The following is an 18,922-nucleotide window of genomic DNA, read 5'->3' as shown; positions in this document are numbered from 1 at the left end:
AAAGGCGCATCTTAGAACTTCCTGACGCGTTGGAGAATGCAATGACCGATGAAGCGTTCGCTCAGGCTGATCCTGACTGGCTGGCGTTGATCAGCGCCGCCCGTGAATGGCTGTCCGGCCCTGTCGGGCAATTTTTGCTGGAAGAAGAACGGCGCATGCTCGAAGACGAGTTGGGCCGGTTCTTCGGCGGCTATCTGGTGCACTACGGCCCTTCGGCGCAAACGCCGCCGTCGGCACCGCAAGTCCAGCGCAACGTGCGCCTGGGGGCGCCGTTGCCCGGGGTGGAAATCGTCTGCGAGGAGCAGGCCTGGCCGTTGAGCGAACATGCCGCCGACGTGGTGGTCATGCAGCACGGCCTGGATTTCTGCCTGTCGCCCCACGGTCTGTTGCGTGAGGCCGCCAGCAGCGTGCGTCCCGGCGGCCATCTGTTGATCATCGGCATCAACCCCTGGAGCGCTTGGGGCTTGCGTCATGTGTTTGCCCACGATGCTTTGCGCCAGGCCCGCTGCATCTCGGCGTCGAGGGTCGGCGACTGGCTCAACCTGCTGGGCTTTGCGCTGGAGAAACGCCGCTTCGGGTGCTATCGTCCGCCGCTCGCGTCGCCCAAGTGGCAGGCGCGCCTGGCCGGCTGGGAGCGCAAGGCCGGTGATTGGCAGCTCTCCGGTGGTGGTTTCTACCTGCTGGTGGCACGCAAGATCGCGGTCGGTCTGCGCCCGGTGCGCCAGGCGCGACGCGAGCCGATGGGCAAGCTGATTCCTTTGCCAATGGCCAAGGTCAATCGTCGCCACATCGAGCCGTAACCTTTTTCAATGGTGCTTGCCGGCATTGGGCTGCGGGTGTTGTCGGGCCTGATCGGCGGGCCTTTGCATTTTTTCCTGGATAGATTGGCATGAGCGATAGCGTAGAACTCTTCACTGATGGCGCCTGCAAGGGCAACCCCGGTCCGGGCGGCTGGGGCGCGTTGCTGGTGTGCAAGGGCGTGGAGAAGGAGCTCTGGGGCGGCGAAGCCAATACCACCAACAATCGCATGGAGCTGATGGGCGCCATCCGTGGCCTGGAGGAGCTCAAGCGGCCCTGCGATGTGCTGTTGGTGACCGACTCTCAGTACGTCATGAAAGGCATCAACGAATGGATGGCGAACTGGAAGAAACGCGGCTGGAAGACGGCGGCAAAGGAACCGGTAAAAAACGCCGATCTCTGGAAGCTGCTGGATGAACAGGTCAACCGCCACAACGTCACCTGGAAATGGGTGCGCGGCCACATCGGCCACCACGGCAACGAACGGGCCGACCAGTTGGCCAATCGTGGGGTGGATGAGGTGCGGGGCTACAAGCAGGCTTGATAGAGACGTTGTCATGATCTGGAGAGGATGACACCTGTGGCGAGGGAGCTTGCTCCCGCTGGACTGCAAAGCAGGCCCCTTCGGGCGGTCGCTGCGCAACCGAGCGGGAGCAAGCTCCCTCGCCACAGGTGCGGCACCGCGTTCCGTGAGCGTGTTAAGATCCGCGCTTTTGCAAGACTGCCCGCTGAGAGCTGAACACTGATGGCCAACAGATCTGTAGTACTGGATACCGAAACCACCGGCATGCCGGTGACCGATGGTCACCGGATTATTGAAATCGGTTGTGTCGAGCTGATCGGCCGGCGCCTGACCGGTCGCCATTTCCACGTTTACCTGCAACCGGACCGCGAAAGCGACGAAGGCGCCATTGGCGTGCACGGCATCACCAACGAATTTCTGGTGGGCAAGCCGCGTTTCGCCGAAGTGGCCGACGAGTTCTTCGAATTCATCCAGGGCGCGCAGTTGATCATCCACAACGCGGCGTTCGACGTCGGGTTCATCAACAACGAATTCGCCCTGATGGGCCAGCACGACCGGGCTGACATTACCCAGCATTGCACCATCCTCGACACCTTGATGATGGCCAGGGAACGTCACCCCGGGCAGCGCAACAGCCTCGATGCCTTGTGCAAGCGCTATGGCGTCGACAACTCCGGTCGTGAACTGCACGGCGCCTTGCTCGACTCCGAGATCCTGGCCGACGTCTACCTGACCATGACCGGCGGCCAGACCAGCCTGTCCCTGGCCGGTAACGCCTCGGACGGCAATGGTACCGGCGAAGGCTCCGGCAACCAGGCCACGGAGATCCGGCGTTTGCCCGCTGACCGCCAGCCATCGCGGATTATCCGCGCCAGCGAAAGCGACCTGGCCGAACATGCCGCGCGTCTGGAAGCCATCGCCAAGTCTGCAGGCGCTCCGGCATTGTGGACGCAGTTGGCCGAGGCAAAGGCCGCCACGCACTGATGAAACCCTGTGAGAGCCATGCTGTTCATTCAAGGTAAGTAAAGAGCCTGTGGCGAGGGAGCTTGCTCCCGCTGGGCTGCGTAGCAGCCCATTTTGTGAGCGCTTCGCACTCAAGCGGGAGCAAGCTCCCTCGCCACAATGATCCAGGCAATCCTTGTGTGAGCTACTGCATCCATCGTTCATTTCTCGCCACAATCGCCACGACCTTCTACCCTGAGGTAACGGGCAGGCTACGGATCCCGCTTGATGTGTGAAGATTTGAAAGGCAAGGGCAATGGATGGCACCACGCCGTTGGTTGTCTCAAGGAATGAGGACCTTCCCCAGTATGCAACCGGTCATGAATCCCAAGCACCCCGGGTTGTCGGTGCGCGTCGTCGATGACGGCTTTGCCGCTTATATCTGGGGCAGTGACTTCAGCTTCGAAGTCAGCGACTACGCGACGGCGCAGATCGGCCGGCCCGTCAGCCAATGGCCGGTGACGCCCATTGTTCCCTATCGCAAGTGCTATGGCATCGATCCCGAGGAATTCAGCAGCTTCCGCAATGCCCCGGACAGCGAGATTTTCATGGCCTATCTCGACGACCAGCCCGTGGGGCATCTGGTCGTCAGTACCAACTGGAACGGCTACGCCCACATCGACGAGTTGGCGGTGCACGCCCCGGCCCGTCGCCACGGGGTGGCCAAGGCATTGCTCGATGTCGCCCAGTTCTGGAGCCGCAAGAAAAAACTGCCGGGCATCATGCTCGAAACCCAGAACAACAATCTGGGTGCATGCCGGCTCTATGAACGTTGCGGCTACGTGCTCGGTGGTATCGATCACCTGCGCTATCGCGGCATTGACCGACATACCGCCGAAGTGGCGTTGTTCTGGTACCGGCTGTTCGACGATCCGCTGGGCATGTCGATCAGTGGCTCAGCAACGCCTCGGCTTGTTCCGTAACCCGTTCCAGCAGCGATTGGACAGCGGGTGAGGGCGGCGTGCCGTTCAGGCTCAAGGCATAGAGGCTAATCGCAATGGCGGGCGATACCGGGCAGACGTCCAGGCCACTGCCCTTGGCACCCGAGGCAGTGAACGGGTCGACGATGGCAAGGCCTTCGCCGGCCTCGACCATCGCGCGCATCATCTGATGGGTCTGGACGCGGATCTGGATCATCGGCGCCGGACGCAGCGCCGCCAGTTTATGCTCGAACGCCGGGCTCAGCGGGTCATGGCCATCCAGGCCTACCAACGGCTGGCCTGCCAGGTCCTGGAGCGAAATGTATTTCTGTCGTGGTTGCAGCCAGCCGTGAGGTGCCAGCAATTGCAGTTTGCCCTGGGCGATCATCTGGCAATGGATGTCGGGGTGTTCGGGATCGTGCAAGCTCAGGCCCAGGTCACTTTCACGCAACAGCAGGCTGTGGACGATGTCGCGAGTCGGTTGGCTGAGCAGGGTGCAGGGCGCATCCGGATGGCGGCGACGCAGGGCGGCGATGCTCTGGGGCAACAACTGCTGGGCCAGCGGCGGGGTGCAGATAATGCGCAAGGGTGGCGCCTGATAGTGTTTCAGGCTGCTGGCCAGGCGCTGCACCGGTTCGAGGGTGTCGTACACCCGCGTGATGCCGTCGCGCAGTTCAAGGGTTTCCCGGGTGGCCTGCAGGCGCCCGCGCACGCTGGCAAACAGCATGAAGCCCAACTGGGCCTCGGCATCGCGCAGGATCGCCTCGACCTCCGCCACCGGCAGTTGCAGCCATTCGGCCGCCGTGCCGAGGTGACCGGTCTGCAGCAGCGCCTGGATCACTTCGATGTGGCGTAAACGCATGCAAGAAGTCCATGTTCGGCGGGTGAGCCATTGAGTGGCTGAATCCTAACCCAAGTCCGGGCACGACTTCTGCTCATAACTGCCGGTTATGAAGCTATTTGCGTTTCAGTGGGTGTTTGAGCTTGCAGTGGCGTTTCCGGTTCGCGCGTCAGTTCGATTTGAGATTGCACCAGAATAAATTTTCCGTCTTCGAGTTTGTTGACTCGATCACCGATAGCCAACTTATAGGTGGTGACAGGCTCCTTGCCGTTTCCGTCGGGCGACGGGGTCGATTCCTGAAACTCATGCACCGAATAGACGCGACCTTCGGCGTCCCGCGCATGAAATTGTCCGACAAGTACTGCTGCCATCGCTTAGAACCTCTGGAAATAAATCACTCGATTTGCGGTTCTGTAGACCCTGGTCAAGCGCGGTAAGTTTTCCTACATGAAAAAAATAGTCCAGCCGCCAGGTTTTCGTCGCTCCACTGGTCCAATTGTCACCCCGATCATCTATAACTACAGGCTCCTTTGAGCCGATAGTCGAGAAGCCTCTCATGAGTAATGTCTACACAGTGGCCGTTTTGGTGGGCAGCCTGCGCAAGGCATCGATCAACCGCAAGGTGGCGCTGGCACTGGCTGACCTGGCGCCAGCGAACCTCAAGCTGAACATCGTCGAGATCGGCGAGCTACCACTTTATAACGAAGACATTGATGTAGCGCCGCCGGCAGCCTACACCACATTCCGCCAGCAGGTGGGCGCGGCCGACGCCTTGTTGTTCGTCACGCCAGAGTACAACCGCTCGGTACCGGCACCGCTGAAAAATGCCATCGATGTCGGCTCGCGTCCCTATGGCCAGAGTTGCCTGAGTGGCAAGCCGGGCGCGGTGATCAGTGCATCGCCGGGCGCCATCGGTGGTTTTGGTGCCAACCATCATTTGCGCCAGTCCCTGGTGTTCCTCAATGTGCCTTGCATGCAGCAACCGGAAGCCTACCTGAGCGGCGCCGGGACGGCGTTCGACGAGGCGGGCAATCTCTCGGAGTCCGTGCGGCCGTTCCTGCAGACATTCATCGATGCCTATGGCAAGTGGGTCGAGCAGCACAAGAAGGTCTGATGTTCCGAGGCTCCAGATAACCCCGCGGCGAGGGAGCTTGCTCCCGCTCGGTTGCGCAGCAACCGCCCGAAGGGGCCTGCTTCGCAGTCCAGCGGGAGCAAGCTCCCTCGCCACAGGTGCAACTTCAAATCCCCGCTTTACTGGATATTCGAATTTCCATATATTCGCCCCTTCGTACCTCCAGGCCGTCCTTAGCCATGTCTGATTCCCACAATCCCGTCGATGTCTTCAAGGCGCTGGCCGACGACACCCGTACGCGCATTGCGCTGCTGGTGGCCCGTGAAGGCGAGTTGTGTGTCTGTGAGCTCACCGCCGCGCTGGACCTGAGCCAGCCGAAGATCTCCCGGCACCTGGCGCAGTTGCGTAACGCCAGCCTGCTCAGCGATCGGCGCCAGGGGCAATGGGTCTACTACCGTCTGCATCCGCAGTTGCCGGCCTGGGTCAGCAATTTGCTGGAACAGGCGTTGGCAGCCAACACGGCGTGGCTGATGGCGGATGTCGAGCGTTTGGGGGCCATGGCTGATCGTCCGGTGGCGCGTTGCTGCTGATTTCGTCTTTTCAATCCTCCTTCCAAGGCTGTTGCGCATGCTGATCGCGTCATTGATTTTCCTGCTGACCATTACGTTGGTGATCTGGCAGCCCAAGGGGCTTGGCGTCGGCTGGAGCGCGACGCTCGGCGCGCTGCTGGCGTTGTTGAGCGGGGTGGTGCAGGTCGGTGACATTGCACTGGTCTGGCAGATTATCTGGAACGCCACCGGTACGTTTGTCGCGCTGATCATCATCAGCCTGCTGCTGGACGAGGCCGGCTTCTTTGCCTGGGCGGCCTTGCATGTGGCCCGTTGGGGAAAGGGCAGCGGGCGCAAGCTGTTTGCCTTCATGGTGCTGCTGGGGGCGTTGGTGTCGGCGTTGTTCGCCAATGACGGGGCGGCGCTGATCCTGACGCCGATCGTGATTTCGATGCTGCTGGCGCTGCGTTTTTCCCCGGCGGCGACCCTGGCATTCGTGATGGGCGCCGGTTTCATTGCCGACAGCGCGAGCCTGCCGCTGGTGGTGTCGAACCTGGTGAACATCGTCTCGGCGGACTTCTTCGGCATTGGCTTCAACCGCTACGCGGCGGTCATGGTGCCGGTGAACCTGATCAGCGTGGCGGCCAGCCTGGCGATCTTGCTGTGGTTCTTTCGTCGCGATATCCCGGGTGACTACGACCCCGATCAACTGGACGATCCGGTAACGGCGATCCACGACAAGGCAACGTTTTATGCCGGCTGGGTGGTGTTGGTGATCCTGCTGCTGGGCTGCTTTGCGCTGGAACCACTGGGGATTCCCATCAGCGCGATCTCAGCGGTCTGCGCTGCGTTGCTGCTGGCGGTCGCGGCCCGCGGTCACAAGATTTCCACCCGCAAGGCGATGAAGGAAGCGCCCTGGCAGATCGTGATCTTCTCCCTCGGCATGTACCTGGTGGTCTATGGCCTGCGCAATGCCGGGCTGACCGGCTACCTGGCCCATTGGCTCGACGGCTTTGCCGAATATGGCGTGTGGGGGGCGGCCATGGGCACCGGCGTGCTGACGGCGTTGCTCTCGTCGGCCATGAACAATTTGCCGACGGTGCTGGTCGGCGCCTTGTCCATCGATGCCAGCCAGGCCACCGGGGTGGTGAAGGAGGCGATGATCTACGCCAACGTCATCGGCAGCGACCTGGGCCCGAAAATCACCCCGATCGGCAGCCTGGCGACTTTGCTGTGGTTGCATGTGCTGGAGCGCAAGAACATCCGGATCGGCTGGGGGTACTACTTCAAGGTCGGGATCGTGCTGACGGTGCCGGTGTTGCTGGTGACGTTGGCGGCGCTGGCGGTGCGGTTGTCCTTCTAGACCAGACCGAATTGACGTCGAGCAAGCTCGCTCCCACATTGGAGTGCAACTTCCTCTAGGAATGTGACCCCTTGTGGGACAAGCGAGCTTGCTCGCGATGAGGCCCTGACAGGCAGCACAAGGCTCAGCTGTTACCCGGCACATCCGGCCAAAGATCGGCCACCAGGAATAGCCGCTCAGCTTCTTCCCACTCGCCCTCGGCATTTTCAGTCAGGCGCACCATCAGTTGCGCCGGCGCCATCGGGTCGAGGGCCATTCGCCAGGCCTCCAGTTGCTCGGTGCTCCAGGTCTGCTCCGCCGGATAATGGGCCGGGGCCAACCAGGCGGCGCGGGGCAGGGGTTGCCAGCGCCCAGGTGGACGCTGGGCGATGAATGCAGGCCAATCCCGCTGATGCAGCCAACTGCCCCGCAAATGCCGGGGGTGCGCACCGGTCGGCGGGTCGGCGTGGCCCGGCCAGGGGTAGAGCAGGTAGCCGCCGAGCCAGAGCTCGGAGCGGAATACCTCGAGGCCGGTCGGCTCAATACCCAGTGCCGCCAGGGCCTCACGGCTTTCCGGGCGGGCCGAGATCGGCAACTGGTGTTCGCGCAGATGGGCCAGCTTGCGGTCAAGCCGGTCATGGCAACCCGGACCCAGCCATTGCGCGGCGTCCCGCCCGTGACCTTGTTGCGGGCCGAGGTACAACTTGATCGCCAACTCCAGATGATGGATGCCGTCACGATCGCGTAGCAGCAGGTCCAGTTCGCCCAGGGTATGGCCTTCGTGGCGGATCGGCAGGTTCGCGGCAATCAGCTCGATGCCGGGAGCGTGCTGCACGGCGAACTGCCACAGCCTTTCGTAATACAGGCCCAGGCGTCGCGTCCGTCCCAGGGACAGGCAGTGCAGCAGCGGGTAGCTGTCGCGGTCCAGTTGTCGCAGCCAGTGTTCCAGTCGATGGGGATCCTGCACCCAGTCACTGCCGGCCAGGGGATGGCGCTGGGGCCAGGGCGTGTCGATGAGCATCGGCGGGGCGATGATCGCCCACGCGAGGTCGCGCACTTCGGGATGGTGCAGGCGGCGGGGCAAGTCCAGCAATTCAGGGAACAGGATCATTTTGCGAGCATAGCCGCTATGCGGCCAATGCTGTCAATTCAGGAAGGTAAAGACCCTGTGGCAAGGGAGCTTGCTCCCGCTGGACTGCGAAGCAGGCCCCTTGGGGCGGTTGCTGCGCAACCGAGCGGGAGCAAGCTCCCTCGCCACGGTGATTCAGGTACCCCTTGAATAACAGCATTGCGCCACGGTGAAGGCTTAAAGAATTTTGTCTATGGAGCGCTTTCGCCCATAATCGTGTTTTTCGCCCGCCGCAGACCCTCGCAGGAGCCTCATGGAGCAATTTCGCAATATCGGCATCATCGGTCGCCTGGGCAGTTCGCAGGTGTTGGACACCGTTCGCCGTCTCAAACGTTTCCTCCTGGAGCGACACCTGCATGTGATCCTCGAAGACACCATCGCCGAAGTCTTGCCGGGCCATGGCCTGCAGACGTCGTCGCGCAAGATGCTGGGCGAGGTCTGCGACATGGTCATCGTGGTCGGCGGCGACGGCAGCCTGCTGGGGGCTGCCCGGGCCCTGGCGCGGCACAACATCCCGGTGCTGGGGATCAACCGGGGCAGCCTGGGGTTCCTCACCGATATCCGCCCTGACGAGCTGGAAACCAAGGTCGCCGAGGTGCTGGACGGCCACTACCTGGTGGAAAACCGTTTCCTGCTGCAAGCCGAGGTCCGTCGTCACGCCGAGGCCATCGGCCAGGGCGATGCCCTCAATGACGTGGTGCTGCACCCCGGCAAGTCCACGCGCATGATCGAATTCGAGCTGTACATCGACGGCCAGTTCGTCTGCAGCCAGAAGGCCGACGGCCTGATCGTCGCGACCCCGACCGGTTCCACGGCCTACGCACTGTCGGCCGGCGGACCGATCATGCACCCCAAGCTCGACGCTATTGTGATTGTGCCCATGTACCCCCATACCTTGTCTGGGCGACCGATTGTGGTCGATGGCAACAGTGAGCTGAAAATCGTCGTGTCCAAGGATATGCAGATCTACCCGCAAGTGTCCTGTGACGGCCAGAACCATTTCACCTGCGCGCCGGGTGACACCATCACCGTCAGCAAAAAAGCGCAGAAGCTGCGCCTGATCCATCCGCTGGATCACAATTACTATGAAGTCTGCCGGACCAAGCTCGGCTGGGGAAGTCGGTTGGGGGGTGGAGGCGACTGATGCTCGATCCTGCGCGCAGTTACGATTTGATCGGTGACGTGCACGGATGCGCCCTGACCCTGGAACACCTGCTGGACCGACTCGGTTACCACAAGCAGGGCGGGGTCTGGCGGCATCCGTCGCGCATGGCTGTGTTCCTGGGGGACATCATCGACCGTGGCCCGCGGATCCGCGAGGCGCTGCACATCGTCCACGACATGGTCGTGGCCGGCCAGGCGCTGTGCATCATGGGCAACCACGAGTTCAATGCCCTGGGCTGGAGCACACCGGCATTGCCGGGCAGTGGCCAGCGCTACGTGCGCGAACACACGCCACGCCATGCCCGCCTGCTCAACGAGACCCTGACTCAGTTCGAGCAGCATCCCGGCGACTGGCATGACTTTCTCAAGTGGTTCTATGAGCTGCCGCTGTTTGTCGACGCCGGCCGGTTCCGGGTGGTGCATGCCTGTTGGGACGCGGGCCTGATCGAACCGCTGCGTGGCCTGTTCCCGGATGGTTGTGTCGACGAACATTTCCTCCAGGCCTCGGCGCAACCGGGCAGTTTTGCCTGCACGGTATTCGATCGTTTGCTGCGCGGCACCGACATGCGCCTGCCCCATGGTCTGACGCTGACCGGTGGCGATGGCCTGACCCGTTCGTTTTTCCGCACCAAGTTCTGGGAAGACAACCCGCAGACCTACGGCGACATCGTCTTCCAGCCCGACGCCTTGCCGGAACCGGTGGCCCGTACGCCGCTGTCGCCGGATGAAAAAAACAACCTGCTGCGCTATGGCGTCCACGAACCGCTGTTGTTCGTCGGCCACTACTGGCGCAGCGGCAAACCCGCGCCGATCCGCCCGAACCTGGCCTGCCTGGATTACAGCGCGGTGCTCTACGGCAAGCTGGTCGCCTATCGCCTCGACCAGGAAACCCGCCTGGATCCGCACAAGTTCGTCTGGGTCGATGTCGAGCGGCCGGAGGTGCTGCAATGAGTGTCGTCGCGGTATTGCGCCTGCCCCTGGCAGCGGACTTGAGTGGCTTCGTCAAGCTGCTGCAACGCATGCAGGTACCCCATCGTGTCAGCGAAGAGGCCGGCGAGCAGGTGCTCTGGGTACCGGATGAAATCAGTGAGGATGTGCGTTCGTTGTACGCACGTTTTCCCGCCGGCGATCCCGATCAGCAGTTGGAACTGCCCAACACGGGTGGCACTTCCCGGCGAGCGGGGTTCGTCCAGCAACTGACGCGCAGTCCAGTGACGGCCGTGGTGTTGTTGCTGAGCCTGATCGTCAGCGCGGTCACCCTGCTGGGGGAGAATCTTGAGATCCTGCGCTGGCTGACCTTCCTCGAGTTCCGCGTCGTTGGCGACTACATCCAGTTCACGCCGTTGGCCGATAGCCTGGCGGCGGGGCAGTGGTGGCGCCTGGTGACGCCGATGCTGATTCACTTTGGCTTTCTGCACATCGCCATGAATGGCATGTGGTACTGGGAACTGGGACGGCGGATCGAAGCACGCCAGGGTGGCATCAACTTGTTGGGGCTGACGCTGCTGTTCAGCCTCGTCTCCAATTTTGCCCAGTACTTTTTCAGCGGCCCGACACTGTTCGGTGGGTTGTCGGGGGTGTTGTACGGCTTGCTGGGCCATTGCTGGATCTACCAACTGCTTGCACCGAACCCGGCCTATCACTTGCCCCGCGGGGTGTTGGTGATGATGCTGGTGTGGTTGCTGCTGTGCCTGTCCGGGCTGGTTTCGCTGATCGGTTTCGGTGAAATCGCCAATGCGGCTCACGTCGGCGGGCTGCTCGTCGGGTGCTTCACGGGGTTGTTGGGCGGGCTGTTCGCTCGCCGTAAAATGGCCCTTTGACCGGCACCTGTGCCTTTTGAGAATGCGCAATTGCGCGGAGAACCCATGGCTTCCTTCAACGAAATGATCCAGAACATCACTCCCGACATCTACCGGAGCCTGAAACTGGCGGTGGAAATCGGTAAATGGGCCGATGGCAACAAGCTCACCGCCGAGCAGCGCGAGCTGTCGCTGCAGGCGATGATCGCCTGGGAAATCCAGAACCTGCCCGAAGACGAGCGCACCGGTTACATGGGGGCGCAGGAATGCCATTCGAAGTCCACTGAAGTGCCGAATATCCTGTTCAAGTCGGACGCCATCCATTGATCGAGATTGGCCGCGGTGCAATCAGCAAGATGTCGGCGCGCCTTGACGGGCCGACCGTTCAATACGCCTTTCGCCTGGGCGATGTCGAGGTGCCGGTCAACCCGTTGATCGGCAGCACGGTGCGCCTGGAGTACCTCGGTGCGATCCACTGCACCCACTGTGGACGCCGGACCAAGACCAGCTTCAGCCAGGGATATTGTTACCCCTGCATGACCAAGCTGGCCCAGTGCGACCTGTGCATCATGAGCCCCGAGCGTTGTCATTACGAGGCGGGCACCTGCCGTGATCCGGCTTGGGGCGAGCAGTTCTGCATGACCGATCATGTGGTCTACCTGGCCAATTCCTCGGGCGTGAAGGTCGGCATCACCCGTGCCACGCAATTGCCGACCCGCTGGTTGGACCAGGGGGCAAGCCAGGCGCTGCCGATCCTGCGGGTCGCCACCCGTCAGCAGTCGGGGTTTGTCGAGGACCTGTTCCGCAGCCAGGTGGCGGACAAGACCAACTGGCGCGCCTTGCTCAAGGGCGACGCCGCGGCGGTGGACCTGCCGGCGATCCGCGACGCGCTGTTCGAAAGCTGCGCCCAGGGATTGCAGGGCTTGCAGGAACGATTTGGCTTGCAAGCGATCCAGACCATAGCGGACGTCGAACCCATCGAGATCCGTTATCCGGTGGAGCAATACCCGGCCAAGATCGTCAGCTTCAACCTGGACAAGAACCCGATTGCCGAAGGCACGCTGCTGGGAATCAAGGGCCAGTACCTGATTTTTGACACCGGCGTGATCAATATTCGTAAATACACGGCCTACCAGCTCGCCGTGCATCAGTAGAAGGATTCGACCCATGCGCACCGAACAGCCGAAGATGATTTACCTGAAGGACTATCAGGCCCCTGAATACCTGATCGATGAGACGCACTTGACCTTCGAGTTGTTCGAGGACCACAGCCTGGTCCATGCGCAACTGGTGATGCGCCGCAACCCCGAGCGTGGTGCCGGGCTGCCGCCGCTGGTGCTTGATGGCCAGCACCTGGAACTGCTCTCGCTCAAGCTCGACGACGCCGACCTGGGGCAGGGCGACTATCAGTTGGACGACAGCCACCTGACCCTGCACCCCAAGGCCCAGGCCTTCACGGTCGACACCTCCGTCCGGATCCACCCGGAAACCAACACCGCCCTGGAAGGTTTGTACAAATCCGGCAGCATGTTCTGCACCCAGTGCGAGGCCGAGGGTTTCCGCAAGATCACCTATTACCTGGACCGCCCGGATGTGATGAGCAAGTTCACCACCACCGTGGTGGCCGAGCAGCACAGCTATCCGGTGCTGCTGTCCAACGGCAACCCGATTGCCAGCGGCCCGGGCGAAGACGGTCGGCACTGGGCGACCTGGGAAGACCCGTTCAAGAAGCCGGCCTACCTGTTTGCCCTGGTGGCCGGCGACCTGTGGTGCGTCGAGGACACCTTCACCACCATGACCGAGCGCACCGTGGCGCTGCGTATCTATGTCGAGCCGGAAAACATCGACAAATGCCAGCACGCCATGACCAGCCTGAAGAAGTCGATGCGCTGGGACGAAGAGGTATACGGGCGTGAGTACGACCTGGACATCTTTATGATTGTCGCGGTCAACGACTTCAACATGGGCGCCATGGAGAACAAGGGCCTCAATATCTTCAACTCCAGCGCCGTGCTGGCCCGCGCCGAAACCGCCACCGATGCTGCGCACCAGCGGGTCGAGGCGATCGTGGCCCACGAATATTTCCACAACTGGTCGGGCAACCGCGTGACCTGCCGCGACTGGTTCCAACTGTCGCTCAAGGAAGGCTTCACGGTGTTCCGCGACGCCGGGTTCTCGGCCGACATGAACTCTGCCACGGTCAAGCGCATCCAGGACGTGGCATACCTGCGCACCCACCAGTTCGCCGAAGACGCCGGTCCCATGGCCCACCCGGTGCGTCCGGACAGTTTTATCGAAATTTCCAACTTCTACACCCTGACCGTGTACGAAAAGGGCTCGGAAGTGGTTGGCATGATCCACACCCTGTTGGGGCCTGAAGGTTTCCGCAAGGGCAGTGACCTGTACTTCGAACGCCACGACGGCCAGGCCGTGACCTGTGACGACTTCATCAAGGCCATGGAAGATGCCAACGGCGTCGACCTGGCCCAGTTCAAGCGCTGGTACAGCCAGGCCGGTACACCACGGCTGGCGGTGAGCGAGTCTTATGACGCCGCCGCCAAGATCTACAGCCTGACCTTCCGCCAGAGTTGCCCGCCGACCCCGGACAAGATGGAAAAGCTGCCGTTCGTGATTCCCGTGGAGCTCGGCCTGCTGGACAGCAAGGGGGCTGAAATCCCTCTGCGCCTGGTCGGTGAAGCCGCGGCAGACGGCACGTCCCGAGTGATCTCGGTGACCGAAGCCCAGCAGACCTTTACTTTCCTCGATGTCGCCGAACAGCCGCTGCCTTCGTTGCTGCGTGGTTTCTCGGCGCCAGTGAAGCTGAGCTTCCCGTACAACCGCGACCAGTTGATGTTCCTCATGCAGCACGACAGCGACGGCTTCAACCGCTGGGATGCCGGCCAGCAGTTGTCGGTGCAGGTGTTGCAGGAATTGATTGCCCAGCATCAGCAGGGTGCCAGCCTGGCACTGGATCCACGTCTGGTCAGTGCACTGCGCAGCGTGCTGTCGGACGAATCCCTGGACCAGGCCATGGTCGCCGAAATGCTCTCGCTACCAAGCGAAGCCTACCTGACGGAAATTAGCGAAGTGGCTGACGTCGAGGCGATCCATGCCGCCCGTGACTTCGCCCGTCAGCAGTTGGCCGAGAACCTGTTTGAAGCCCTGTGGCTGCGTTACGCAGCCAACCGCGACCTGTCGAAGAAAACGCCTTACGTGGCCGAGGCCGAGCATTTCGCCCGTCGCGCGTTGCAGAACATCGCGCTGTCGTACCTGATGCTCACCGGCAAGCCTGAGGTGCTGAGTGCGACTTTGGAGCAGTTCGACACCGCCGACAACATGACCGAGCGCCTGACTGCGCTGGCGGTGCTGGTCAACTCGCCATTCGAAGCCGAGAAGGCCAAGGCCCTGGAAGTCTTTGCGGAAAACTTCAAGGGCAATCCGCTGGTCATGGACCAGTGGTTCAGCGTCCAGGCCGGCAGCCCATTGCCCGGTGGCCTGGCGCGGGTCAAGGCCTTGATGGAGCACCCGGCGTTCAATATCAAGAACCCGAACAAGGTGCGGGCGCTGGTGGGAGCGTTTGCCGGGCAGAACCTGATCAACTTCCACGCCGCCGACGGTTCGGGTTATCGCTTCCTGGCGGACCTGGTCATTCAGCTCAATGGCCTCAACCCGCAAATCGCTTCGCGGCAACTGGCACCGTTGACCCGCTGGCGCAAATACGACAGCGCCCGCCAGGCGTTGATGAAAGGCGAACTGGAACGCATCCTGGCGTCCGGCGGGCTGTCGGCCGATGTGTTCGAAGTGGTGAGCAAGAGCCTGGCGTAAACCGGCACTGCCTTACCTTTGTGGCGAGGGAGCTTGCTCCCGCTGGCCTGCGAAGCAGGCCTGATCCTGGTTCACTTTTGCTGCGAATGGCGGGTGGACCAAGCTCAGGGAGTCCTTCGGCCTCCAGCGGGAGCAAGCTCCCTCGCCACATTCATCACCCTCACGAATGTCTTCTTATTCGCCGTTGGCCTATATCCCCCTGGTTAACAAAAGATAACGCGGCGTCGATTGTCAGACCTTTCGAAAGCCCGATAGGATAGGTCAGCTTCCGAAGTGGCTCTAGATTGCAGGTTTCAGGACTATGCTCCAGGACTGGCAACCTTCCAGAGCCTGCTTACGGCGCCCTGAAAGGTTGAATGACCTAACAATAATAATGGGGGAAAGGTCTATGAATGAGCCTGTCATGGCTGTGGGCCGCAGCCGGCCGCCGATGCTGCGCAGAGTGGCGTTGCTGGCTTCGGCGCTCTCGCTGCTGGGCTCTGCGGTGTTGTCGGCACCGGTGATGGCTGTTGCGGCGTCGACGTCCGATGTCATCTATTCCGTCGAATCGGCCAAGGCCAGCAAAACCCTGATGCTCGATGTGGTCCACGCCGGCCAGCGCCTGGTGGCGGTCGGTGATCGGGGGCACATTGTCTATTCAGACGACCAGGGCAAGTCCTGGACCCAGGCCAAGGTGCCGACTCGTCAACTGCTCACGGCGGTATTTTTCGTCGATGACAAACACGGCTGGGCCGTGGGGCACGACGCGCAGATCCTCGCCAGCGATGACGGTGGCAGCACCTGGACCAAGCAATTCGAAGACCTTACCCGCGAAGCACCGCTGCTGGACGTCTGGTTCAAGGATGCCAGCAACGGTTTCGCCGTGGGTGCCTACGGCGCATTGCTGGAAACCACCGACGGCGGCAAGCACTGGGAAGACGCCAGCGACCGCCTCGAAAACGAAGACCAGTTCCACCTCAATGCGATAGCCGCCGTGAAAGATGCCGGGCTGTTCATTGTCGGCGAGGCTGGCAGCATGTTCCGTTCCGCCGACTGGGGCCAGACCTGGGAAAAGGTCGAAGGCCCTTATGAAGGCTCGCTGTTCGGGGTCATCGGCACCGCCCAGCCTTCGACGCTGCTGGCCTATGGCTTGCGCGGCAACCTTTATCGTTCCACTGATTTCGGCGGCACTTGGGATCAGATCGAGCTCAAGGCCGCGCGCGGTGCCCTGGAGTTCGGCCTGTCAGGCGCCACGCTGCTGGCGGACGGTTCCATCGTGATTGTCGGCAACGGCGGCAGCGTCGTGCGCAGTACCGACGACGGCGAGACCTTCAGCGTGTTCAATCGCCCGGATCGAATTTCCGTGGCAGCCGTCACGACCGCCGGCAACGGCAACCTGATCCTGGCGGGGCAAGGCGGCGTACGCGCCACCACGTCCACCGGCGCCGAACTGAGCAAATGAGTCACGCCTGCAAGACGGGCACAAAAACAAGAAGGCGGACCCCATGAGCAGTCATCACCAAGACAAGGCGACGTTCCTCGAGCGCCTGATTTTCAACAACCGCCCGGCAGTGATCATCATTTGCCTGCTGGTCAGCATTTTCCTGTTTTGGCAGGCCACGCTGATTCGGCCGTCCACCAGTTTCGAAAAAATGATCCCCCTCGAGCACCCCTTCATCCAGAAGATGCTCGAGCACCGCAATGACCTGGCGAACCTGGGCAACACGGTGCGCATTTCCGTGGAGGCCACCAACGGCGATATTTTCTCCAAGGAATACATGGAGACCCTGCGCCAGATCCATGACGAAGTCTTCTACATCTCCGGCGTCGACCGTTCCGGACTGAAGTCGTTGTGGAGCCCGAGCGTGCGCTGGACCGAAGTGACGGAGGAGGGCTTCGCTGGCGGTGAGGTGATTCCCCAGAGCTATAACGGTTCGGCCGACAGCCTCGACCTGCTGCGCAACAATGTGCTCAAGTCCGGCCAGGTCGGGCGCCTGGTGGCCAACGATTTCAAGTCGAGCATCATCGACATCCCGCTGCTGGAGTCCTATCCCGACCCGCAGGACCAAGGCAAATTGCTCGCCCTCGACTACCGGAAATTTTCCCACGAGCTTGAAGACAAGATCCGCAACAAGTTCGAAGCCCAGAATCCCAACGTGCAGATCCATATCGTCGGTTTCGCCAAGAAAGTCGGCGACCTGATCGACGGCCTGGTCATGGTGGTGCTGTTCTTCGGCGTGGCCTTCGTCATCACCCTGATCCTGCTTTACTGGTTCACCAACTGCATGCGCAGTACCGTTGCGGTGTTGACCACCACCCTGGTGGCCGTGGTCTGGCAACTGGGGCTGATGCATGCGGCCGGTTTCGGCCTCGATCCGTACTCGATGCTGGTGCCGTTCCTGATCTTCGCCATCGGCATTTCCCATGGTGTGCAGAAAATCAACGGCATCGCCTTGCAGTCCAGCGAGGCGGACAACGCCCTGACAGCGGCGCGGCGCACCTTCCGGCAATTGTTCCTGCCGGGAATGATCGCGATCCTGGCGGACGCCGTCGGCTTCATCACCTTGCTGATCATCGACATCGGCGTGATCCGCGAACTGGCCATTGGCGCCTCTATCGGCGTGGCGGTGATTGTGTTCACCAACCTGATCCTGCTGCCGGTGGCGATCTCCTACGCCGGCATCAGCAAGCGTGCGGTCGAGCGCAGCAAGAAAGACGCGACCCGTGAGCATCCGTTCTGGCGCCTGTTGTCGAATTTCGCCAGCGCCAAAGTCGCCCCGGTGTCCATTGCCCTGGCCGTGATCGCCTTTGGCGGTGGCCTCTGGTACAGCCAGAACCTGAAGATCGGCGACCTGGACCAGGGGGCGCCGGAACTGCGTCCGGACTCGCGCTACAACCAGGACAACAACTTCATCATCAGCAATTACTCCACCAGCTCCGACGTACTGGTGGTGATGGTCAAGACCACGGCCGAAGGCTGCTCGCGCTATGAAGCCATGGCCCCCATCGATGAGCTGATGTGGAAGATGCAGAACACCGAGGGCGTGCAGTCGGCGATTTCCCTGGTGACCGTGTCCAAGCAAATGATCAAGGGCATGAACGAGGGCAACCTGAAATGGGAGACCTTGTCGCGCAACCCTGACGTGCTGAACAACTCCATTGCCCGGGCCGATGGCCTGTACAACAACAGCTGCTCCCTGGCGCCGGTGCTGGTGTTCCTCAACGACCACAAGGCCGAGACGTTGGACCGGGCGGTGAAGGCGGTGCAGGACTTCGCCAAGGAAAACAACCGCGACGGCCTGGAGTTCATCCTTGCCGCCGGTAACGCGGGTATTGAAGCGGCCACCAATGAAGTGATCAAGGCGTCGGAACTGACCATCTTGGTCCTGGTGTACATCTGCGTGGCGACCATGTGCATGATCACCTTCCGTTCCTGGGCGGCGACGTTGTGCATCGTGCTGCCGCTGGTGCTGACCTCGGTGCTGGGCAACGCCCTGATGGCATTCATGGGCATCGGCGTGAAGGTCGCGACCTTGCCAGTGGTGGCACTGGGCGTGGGCATCGGCGTGGACTACGGCATCTACATCTACAGCCGCCTGGAAAGTTTCCTGCGGGCCGGGTTGCCGTTGCAGGAGGCTTACTACCAGACACTGAAATCCACCGGCAAGGCGGTGCTGTTCACCGGTTTGTGCCTGGCCATCGGTGTGTGCACCTGGATCTTCTCGGCCATCAAGTTCCAGGCGGACATGGGGTTGATGCTGACGTTCATGTTGCTGTGGAACATGTTCGGTGCACTGTGGCTGCTGCCGGCGCTGGCACGCTTCCTGATCAAGCCGGAGAAACTGGCGGGGCAGAAGGGCAATTCGTTGTTTGCGCACTGACTGCCGGCTGAATGGCAATGCTGCAACCTTGAGACTATCCGCTCAAGGGGCTTGGAATGATCTGTGGCGAGGGAGCTTGCTCCCGCTGGGCTGCGAAGC

18 protein-coding genes are annotated in these 18,922 nt (G+C 61.7%); 15 read left to right on the top strand and 3 right to left on the bottom strand.

Going from position 1 to position 18,922, the window contains the following annotated elements:
- Positions 1 to 41: 41 nt before the first annotated feature.
- The 4 genes from BLO97_RS24940 to BLO97_RS24920 all read left to right on the top strand — a co-directional run bounded on the left by BLO97_RS24940 (position 42) and on the right by BLO97_RS24920 (position 3,246).
- Positions 42 to 800: a class I SAM-dependent methyltransferase gene (locus tag BLO97_RS24940; protein WP_057452232.1), complete on the top strand. Its 759-nt coding sequence runs from the start codon at positions 42 to 44 to the stop codon at positions 798 to 800.
- Between the two features lie 89 nt (positions 801 to 889).
- On the top strand, positions 890 to 1,342 hold the full coding sequence (gene rnhA / locus BLO97_RS24935; RefSeq protein ID WP_030142629.1) for a ribonuclease HI: 453 nt from the start codon (positions 890 to 892) through the stop codon (positions 1,340 to 1,342).
- Between the two features lie 201 nt (positions 1,343 to 1,543).
- Positions 1,544 to 2,305 (top strand): DNA polymerase III subunit epsilon, encoded by a 762-nt coding sequence (gene dnaQ / locus BLO97_RS24930; protein ID WP_092348735.1) that lies wholly within the window; start codon positions 1,544 to 1,546, stop codon positions 2,303 to 2,305.
- A gap of 326 nt (positions 2,306 to 2,631) precedes the next feature.
- On the top strand, positions 2,632 to 3,246 hold the full coding sequence (locus BLO97_RS24920) for a GNAT family N-acetyltransferase (RefSeq protein ID WP_092145943.1): 615 nt from the start codon (positions 2,632 to 2,634) through the stop codon (positions 3,244 to 3,246).
- Here BLO97_RS24920 and BLO97_RS24915 read toward each other — a convergent pair.
- Both BLO97_RS24915 and BLO97_RS24910 read right to left on the bottom strand, forming a co-directional pair.
- Positions 3,212 to 4,105 carry a LysR family transcriptional regulator gene (locus BLO97_RS24915; protein WP_092145941.1) on the bottom strand — a complete coding sequence of 298 codons (894 nt, stop codon included), beginning with the start codon at positions 4,103 to 4,105 and terminating at the stop codon, positions 3,212 to 3,214. The genes BLO97_RS24920 and BLO97_RS24915 overlap by 35 nt on opposite strands.
- A gap of 86 nt (positions 4,106 to 4,191) precedes the next feature.
- Positions 4,192 to 4,455, bottom strand: coding sequence for a hypothetical protein (locus BLO97_RS24910; RefSeq protein ID WP_063320740.1), 264 nt, complete (start codon positions 4,453 to 4,455; stop codon positions 4,192 to 4,194).
- 185 nt (positions 4,456 to 4,640) lie between these two features.
- Between BLO97_RS24910 and BLO97_RS24905 the strand changes: the two genes are divergently transcribed.
- The 3 genes from BLO97_RS24905 (at position 4,641) to BLO97_RS24895 (ending at position 7,067) form a co-directional block, all read left to right on the top strand.
- Positions 4,641 to 5,198 carry an NADPH-dependent FMN reductase gene (locus tag BLO97_RS24905; protein WP_092145939.1) on the top strand — a complete coding sequence of 186 codons (558 nt, stop codon included), beginning with the start codon at positions 4,641 to 4,643 and terminating at the stop codon, positions 5,196 to 5,198.
- Positions 5,199 to 5,395: 197 nt separating this feature from the next.
- Positions 5,396 to 5,746 carry a metalloregulator ArsR/SmtB family transcription factor gene (locus BLO97_RS24900; protein ID WP_063320742.1) on the top strand — a complete coding sequence of 117 codons (351 nt, stop codon included), beginning with the start codon at positions 5,396 to 5,398 and terminating at the stop codon, positions 5,744 to 5,746.
- A 37-nt stretch (positions 5,747 to 5,783) separates the two neighbouring features.
- Positions 5,784 to 7,067 (top strand): arsenic transporter, encoded by a 1,284-nt coding sequence (locus BLO97_RS24895; protein ID WP_092348732.1) that lies wholly within the window; start codon positions 5,784 to 5,786, stop codon positions 7,065 to 7,067.
- Positions 7,068 to 7,191: 124 nt separating this feature from the next.
- Here the strand turns inward: BLO97_RS24895 and BLO97_RS24890 are convergent, their stop codons facing one another.
- Positions 7,192 to 8,157, bottom strand: coding sequence for a DUF1853 family protein (locus BLO97_RS24890; RefSeq protein WP_092348729.1), 966 nt, complete (start codon positions 8,155 to 8,157; stop codon positions 7,192 to 7,194).
- Positions 8,158 to 8,428: 271 nt separating this feature from the next.
- Between BLO97_RS24890 and BLO97_RS24885 the strand changes: the two genes are divergently transcribed.
- From BLO97_RS24885 to BLO97_RS24850, 8 genes are all read left to right on the top strand, one after another.
- Positions 8,429 to 9,319, top strand: coding sequence for an NAD(+) kinase (locus BLO97_RS24885; protein WP_003202709.1), 891 nt, complete (start codon positions 8,429 to 8,431; stop codon positions 9,317 to 9,319).
- Positions 9,316 to 10,290, top strand: a complete 975-nt coding sequence (locus BLO97_RS24880; protein ID WP_172681158.1) for a metallophosphoesterase — start codon at positions 9,316 to 9,318, stop codon at positions 10,288 to 10,290. Before BLO97_RS24885 ends, BLO97_RS24880 begins: the two co-directional genes overlap by 4 nt.
- Entirely contained in the window at positions 10,287 to 11,159 is an 873-nt protein-coding gene (locus BLO97_RS24875; protein WP_063320746.1) for a rhomboid family intramembrane serine protease, read from the top strand. The genes BLO97_RS24880 and BLO97_RS24875 overlap by 4 nt, the downstream gene beginning before the upstream one ends.
- A 45-nt stretch (positions 11,160 to 11,204) precedes the next feature.
- The gene (locus BLO97_RS24870; protein WP_063320747.1) at positions 11,205 to 11,465 is read left to right on the top strand and encodes a YeaC family protein; all 261 of its coding nucleotides are present in this window, start codon (positions 11,205 to 11,207) and stop codon (positions 11,463 to 11,465) included.
- A complete protein-coding gene (locus BLO97_RS24865) occupies positions 11,462 to 12,292 on the top strand; it encodes a DUF2797 domain-containing protein (RefSeq protein ID WP_072341749.1) in 831 nt (276 codons plus the stop codon). Before BLO97_RS24870 ends, BLO97_RS24865 begins: the two co-directional genes overlap by 4 nt.
- A 13-nt stretch (positions 12,293 to 12,305) precedes the next feature.
- Positions 12,306 to 14,963 carry an aminopeptidase N gene (gene pepN, locus BLO97_RS24860; RefSeq protein ID WP_092348726.1) on the top strand — a complete coding sequence of 886 codons (2,658 nt, stop codon included), beginning with the start codon at positions 12,306 to 12,308 and terminating at the stop codon, positions 14,961 to 14,963.
- A gap of 388 nt (positions 14,964 to 15,351) precedes the next feature.
- A complete protein-coding gene (locus BLO97_RS24855) occupies positions 15,352 to 16,404 on the top strand; it encodes a WD40/YVTN/BNR-like repeat-containing protein (protein WP_092145929.1) in 1,053 nt (350 codons plus the stop codon).
- 43 nt (positions 16,405 to 16,447) lie between these two features.
- Positions 16,448 to 18,823, top strand: coding sequence for an efflux RND transporter permease subunit (locus BLO97_RS24850; protein ID WP_092348723.1), 2,376 nt, complete (start codon positions 16,448 to 16,450; stop codon positions 18,821 to 18,823).
- Positions 18,824 to 18,922: the final 99 nt, after the last annotated feature.

Origin of the sequence: Pseudomonas sp. NFACC05-1 (assembly GCF_900100135.1) — a bacterium.
In the GTDB taxonomy this organism is placed as follows: domain Bacteria; phylum Pseudomonadota; class Gammaproteobacteria; order Pseudomonadales; family Pseudomonadaceae; genus Aquipseudomonas; species Aquipseudomonas fluorescens_Q.
This window is presented reverse-complemented; position numbering and strand designations above follow the sequence as displayed.

Bases quoted from the DNA above. Each gene is read 5' to 3' on its own strand.
- BLO97_RS24940 (WP_057452232.1), top strand. From the start codon at position 42: ATGACCGATGAAGCGTTCGCTCAGGCTGATCCTGACTGGCTGGCGTTG.
- rnhA (WP_030142629.1), top strand. From the start codon at position 890: ATGAGCGATAGCGTAGAACTCTTCACTGATGGCGCCTGCAAGGGCAAC.
- dnaQ (WP_092348735.1), top strand. From the start codon at position 1,544: ATGGCCAACAGATCTGTAGTACTGGATACCGAAACCACCGGCATGCCG.
- BLO97_RS24920 (WP_092145943.1), top strand. From the start codon at position 2,632: ATGCAACCGGTCATGAATCCCAAGCACCCCGGGTTGTCGGTGCGCGTC.
- BLO97_RS24915 (WP_092145941.1), bottom strand. From the start codon at position 4,105: ATGCGTTTACGCCACATCGAAGTGATCCAGGCGCTGCTGCAGACCGGT.
- BLO97_RS24910 (WP_063320740.1), bottom strand. From the start codon at position 4,455: ATGGCAGCAGTACTTGTCGGACAATTTCATGCGCGGGACGCCGAAGGT.
- BLO97_RS24905 (WP_092145939.1), top strand. From the start codon at position 4,641: ATGAGTAATGTCTACACAGTGGCCGTTTTGGTGGGCAGCCTGCGCAAG.
- BLO97_RS24900 (WP_063320742.1), top strand. From the start codon at position 5,396: ATGTCTGATTCCCACAATCCCGTCGATGTCTTCAAGGCGCTGGCCGAC.
- BLO97_RS24895 (WP_092348732.1), top strand. From the start codon at position 5,784: ATGCTGATCGCGTCATTGATTTTCCTGCTGACCATTACGTTGGTGATC.
- BLO97_RS24890 (WP_092348729.1), bottom strand. From the start codon at position 8,157: ATGATCCTGTTCCCTGAATTGCTGGACTTGCCCCGCCGCCTGCACCAT.
- BLO97_RS24885 (WP_003202709.1), top strand. From the start codon at position 8,429: ATGGAGCAATTTCGCAATATCGGCATCATCGGTCGCCTGGGCAGTTCG.
- BLO97_RS24875 (WP_063320746.1), top strand. From the start codon at position 10,287: ATGAGTGTCGTCGCGGTATTGCGCCTGCCCCTGGCAGCGGACTTGAGT.
- BLO97_RS24870 (WP_063320747.1), top strand. From the start codon at position 11,205: ATGGCTTCCTTCAACGAAATGATCCAGAACATCACTCCCGACATCTAC.
- pepN (WP_092348726.1), top strand. From the start codon at position 12,306: ATGCGCACCGAACAGCCGAAGATGATTTACCTGAAGGACTATCAGGCC.
- BLO97_RS24855 (WP_092145929.1), top strand. From the start codon at position 15,352: ATGAATGAGCCTGTCATGGCTGTGGGCCGCAGCCGGCCGCCGATGCTG.
- BLO97_RS24850 (WP_092348723.1), top strand. From the start codon at position 16,448: ATGAGCAGTCATCACCAAGACAAGGCGACGTTCCTCGAGCGCCTGATT.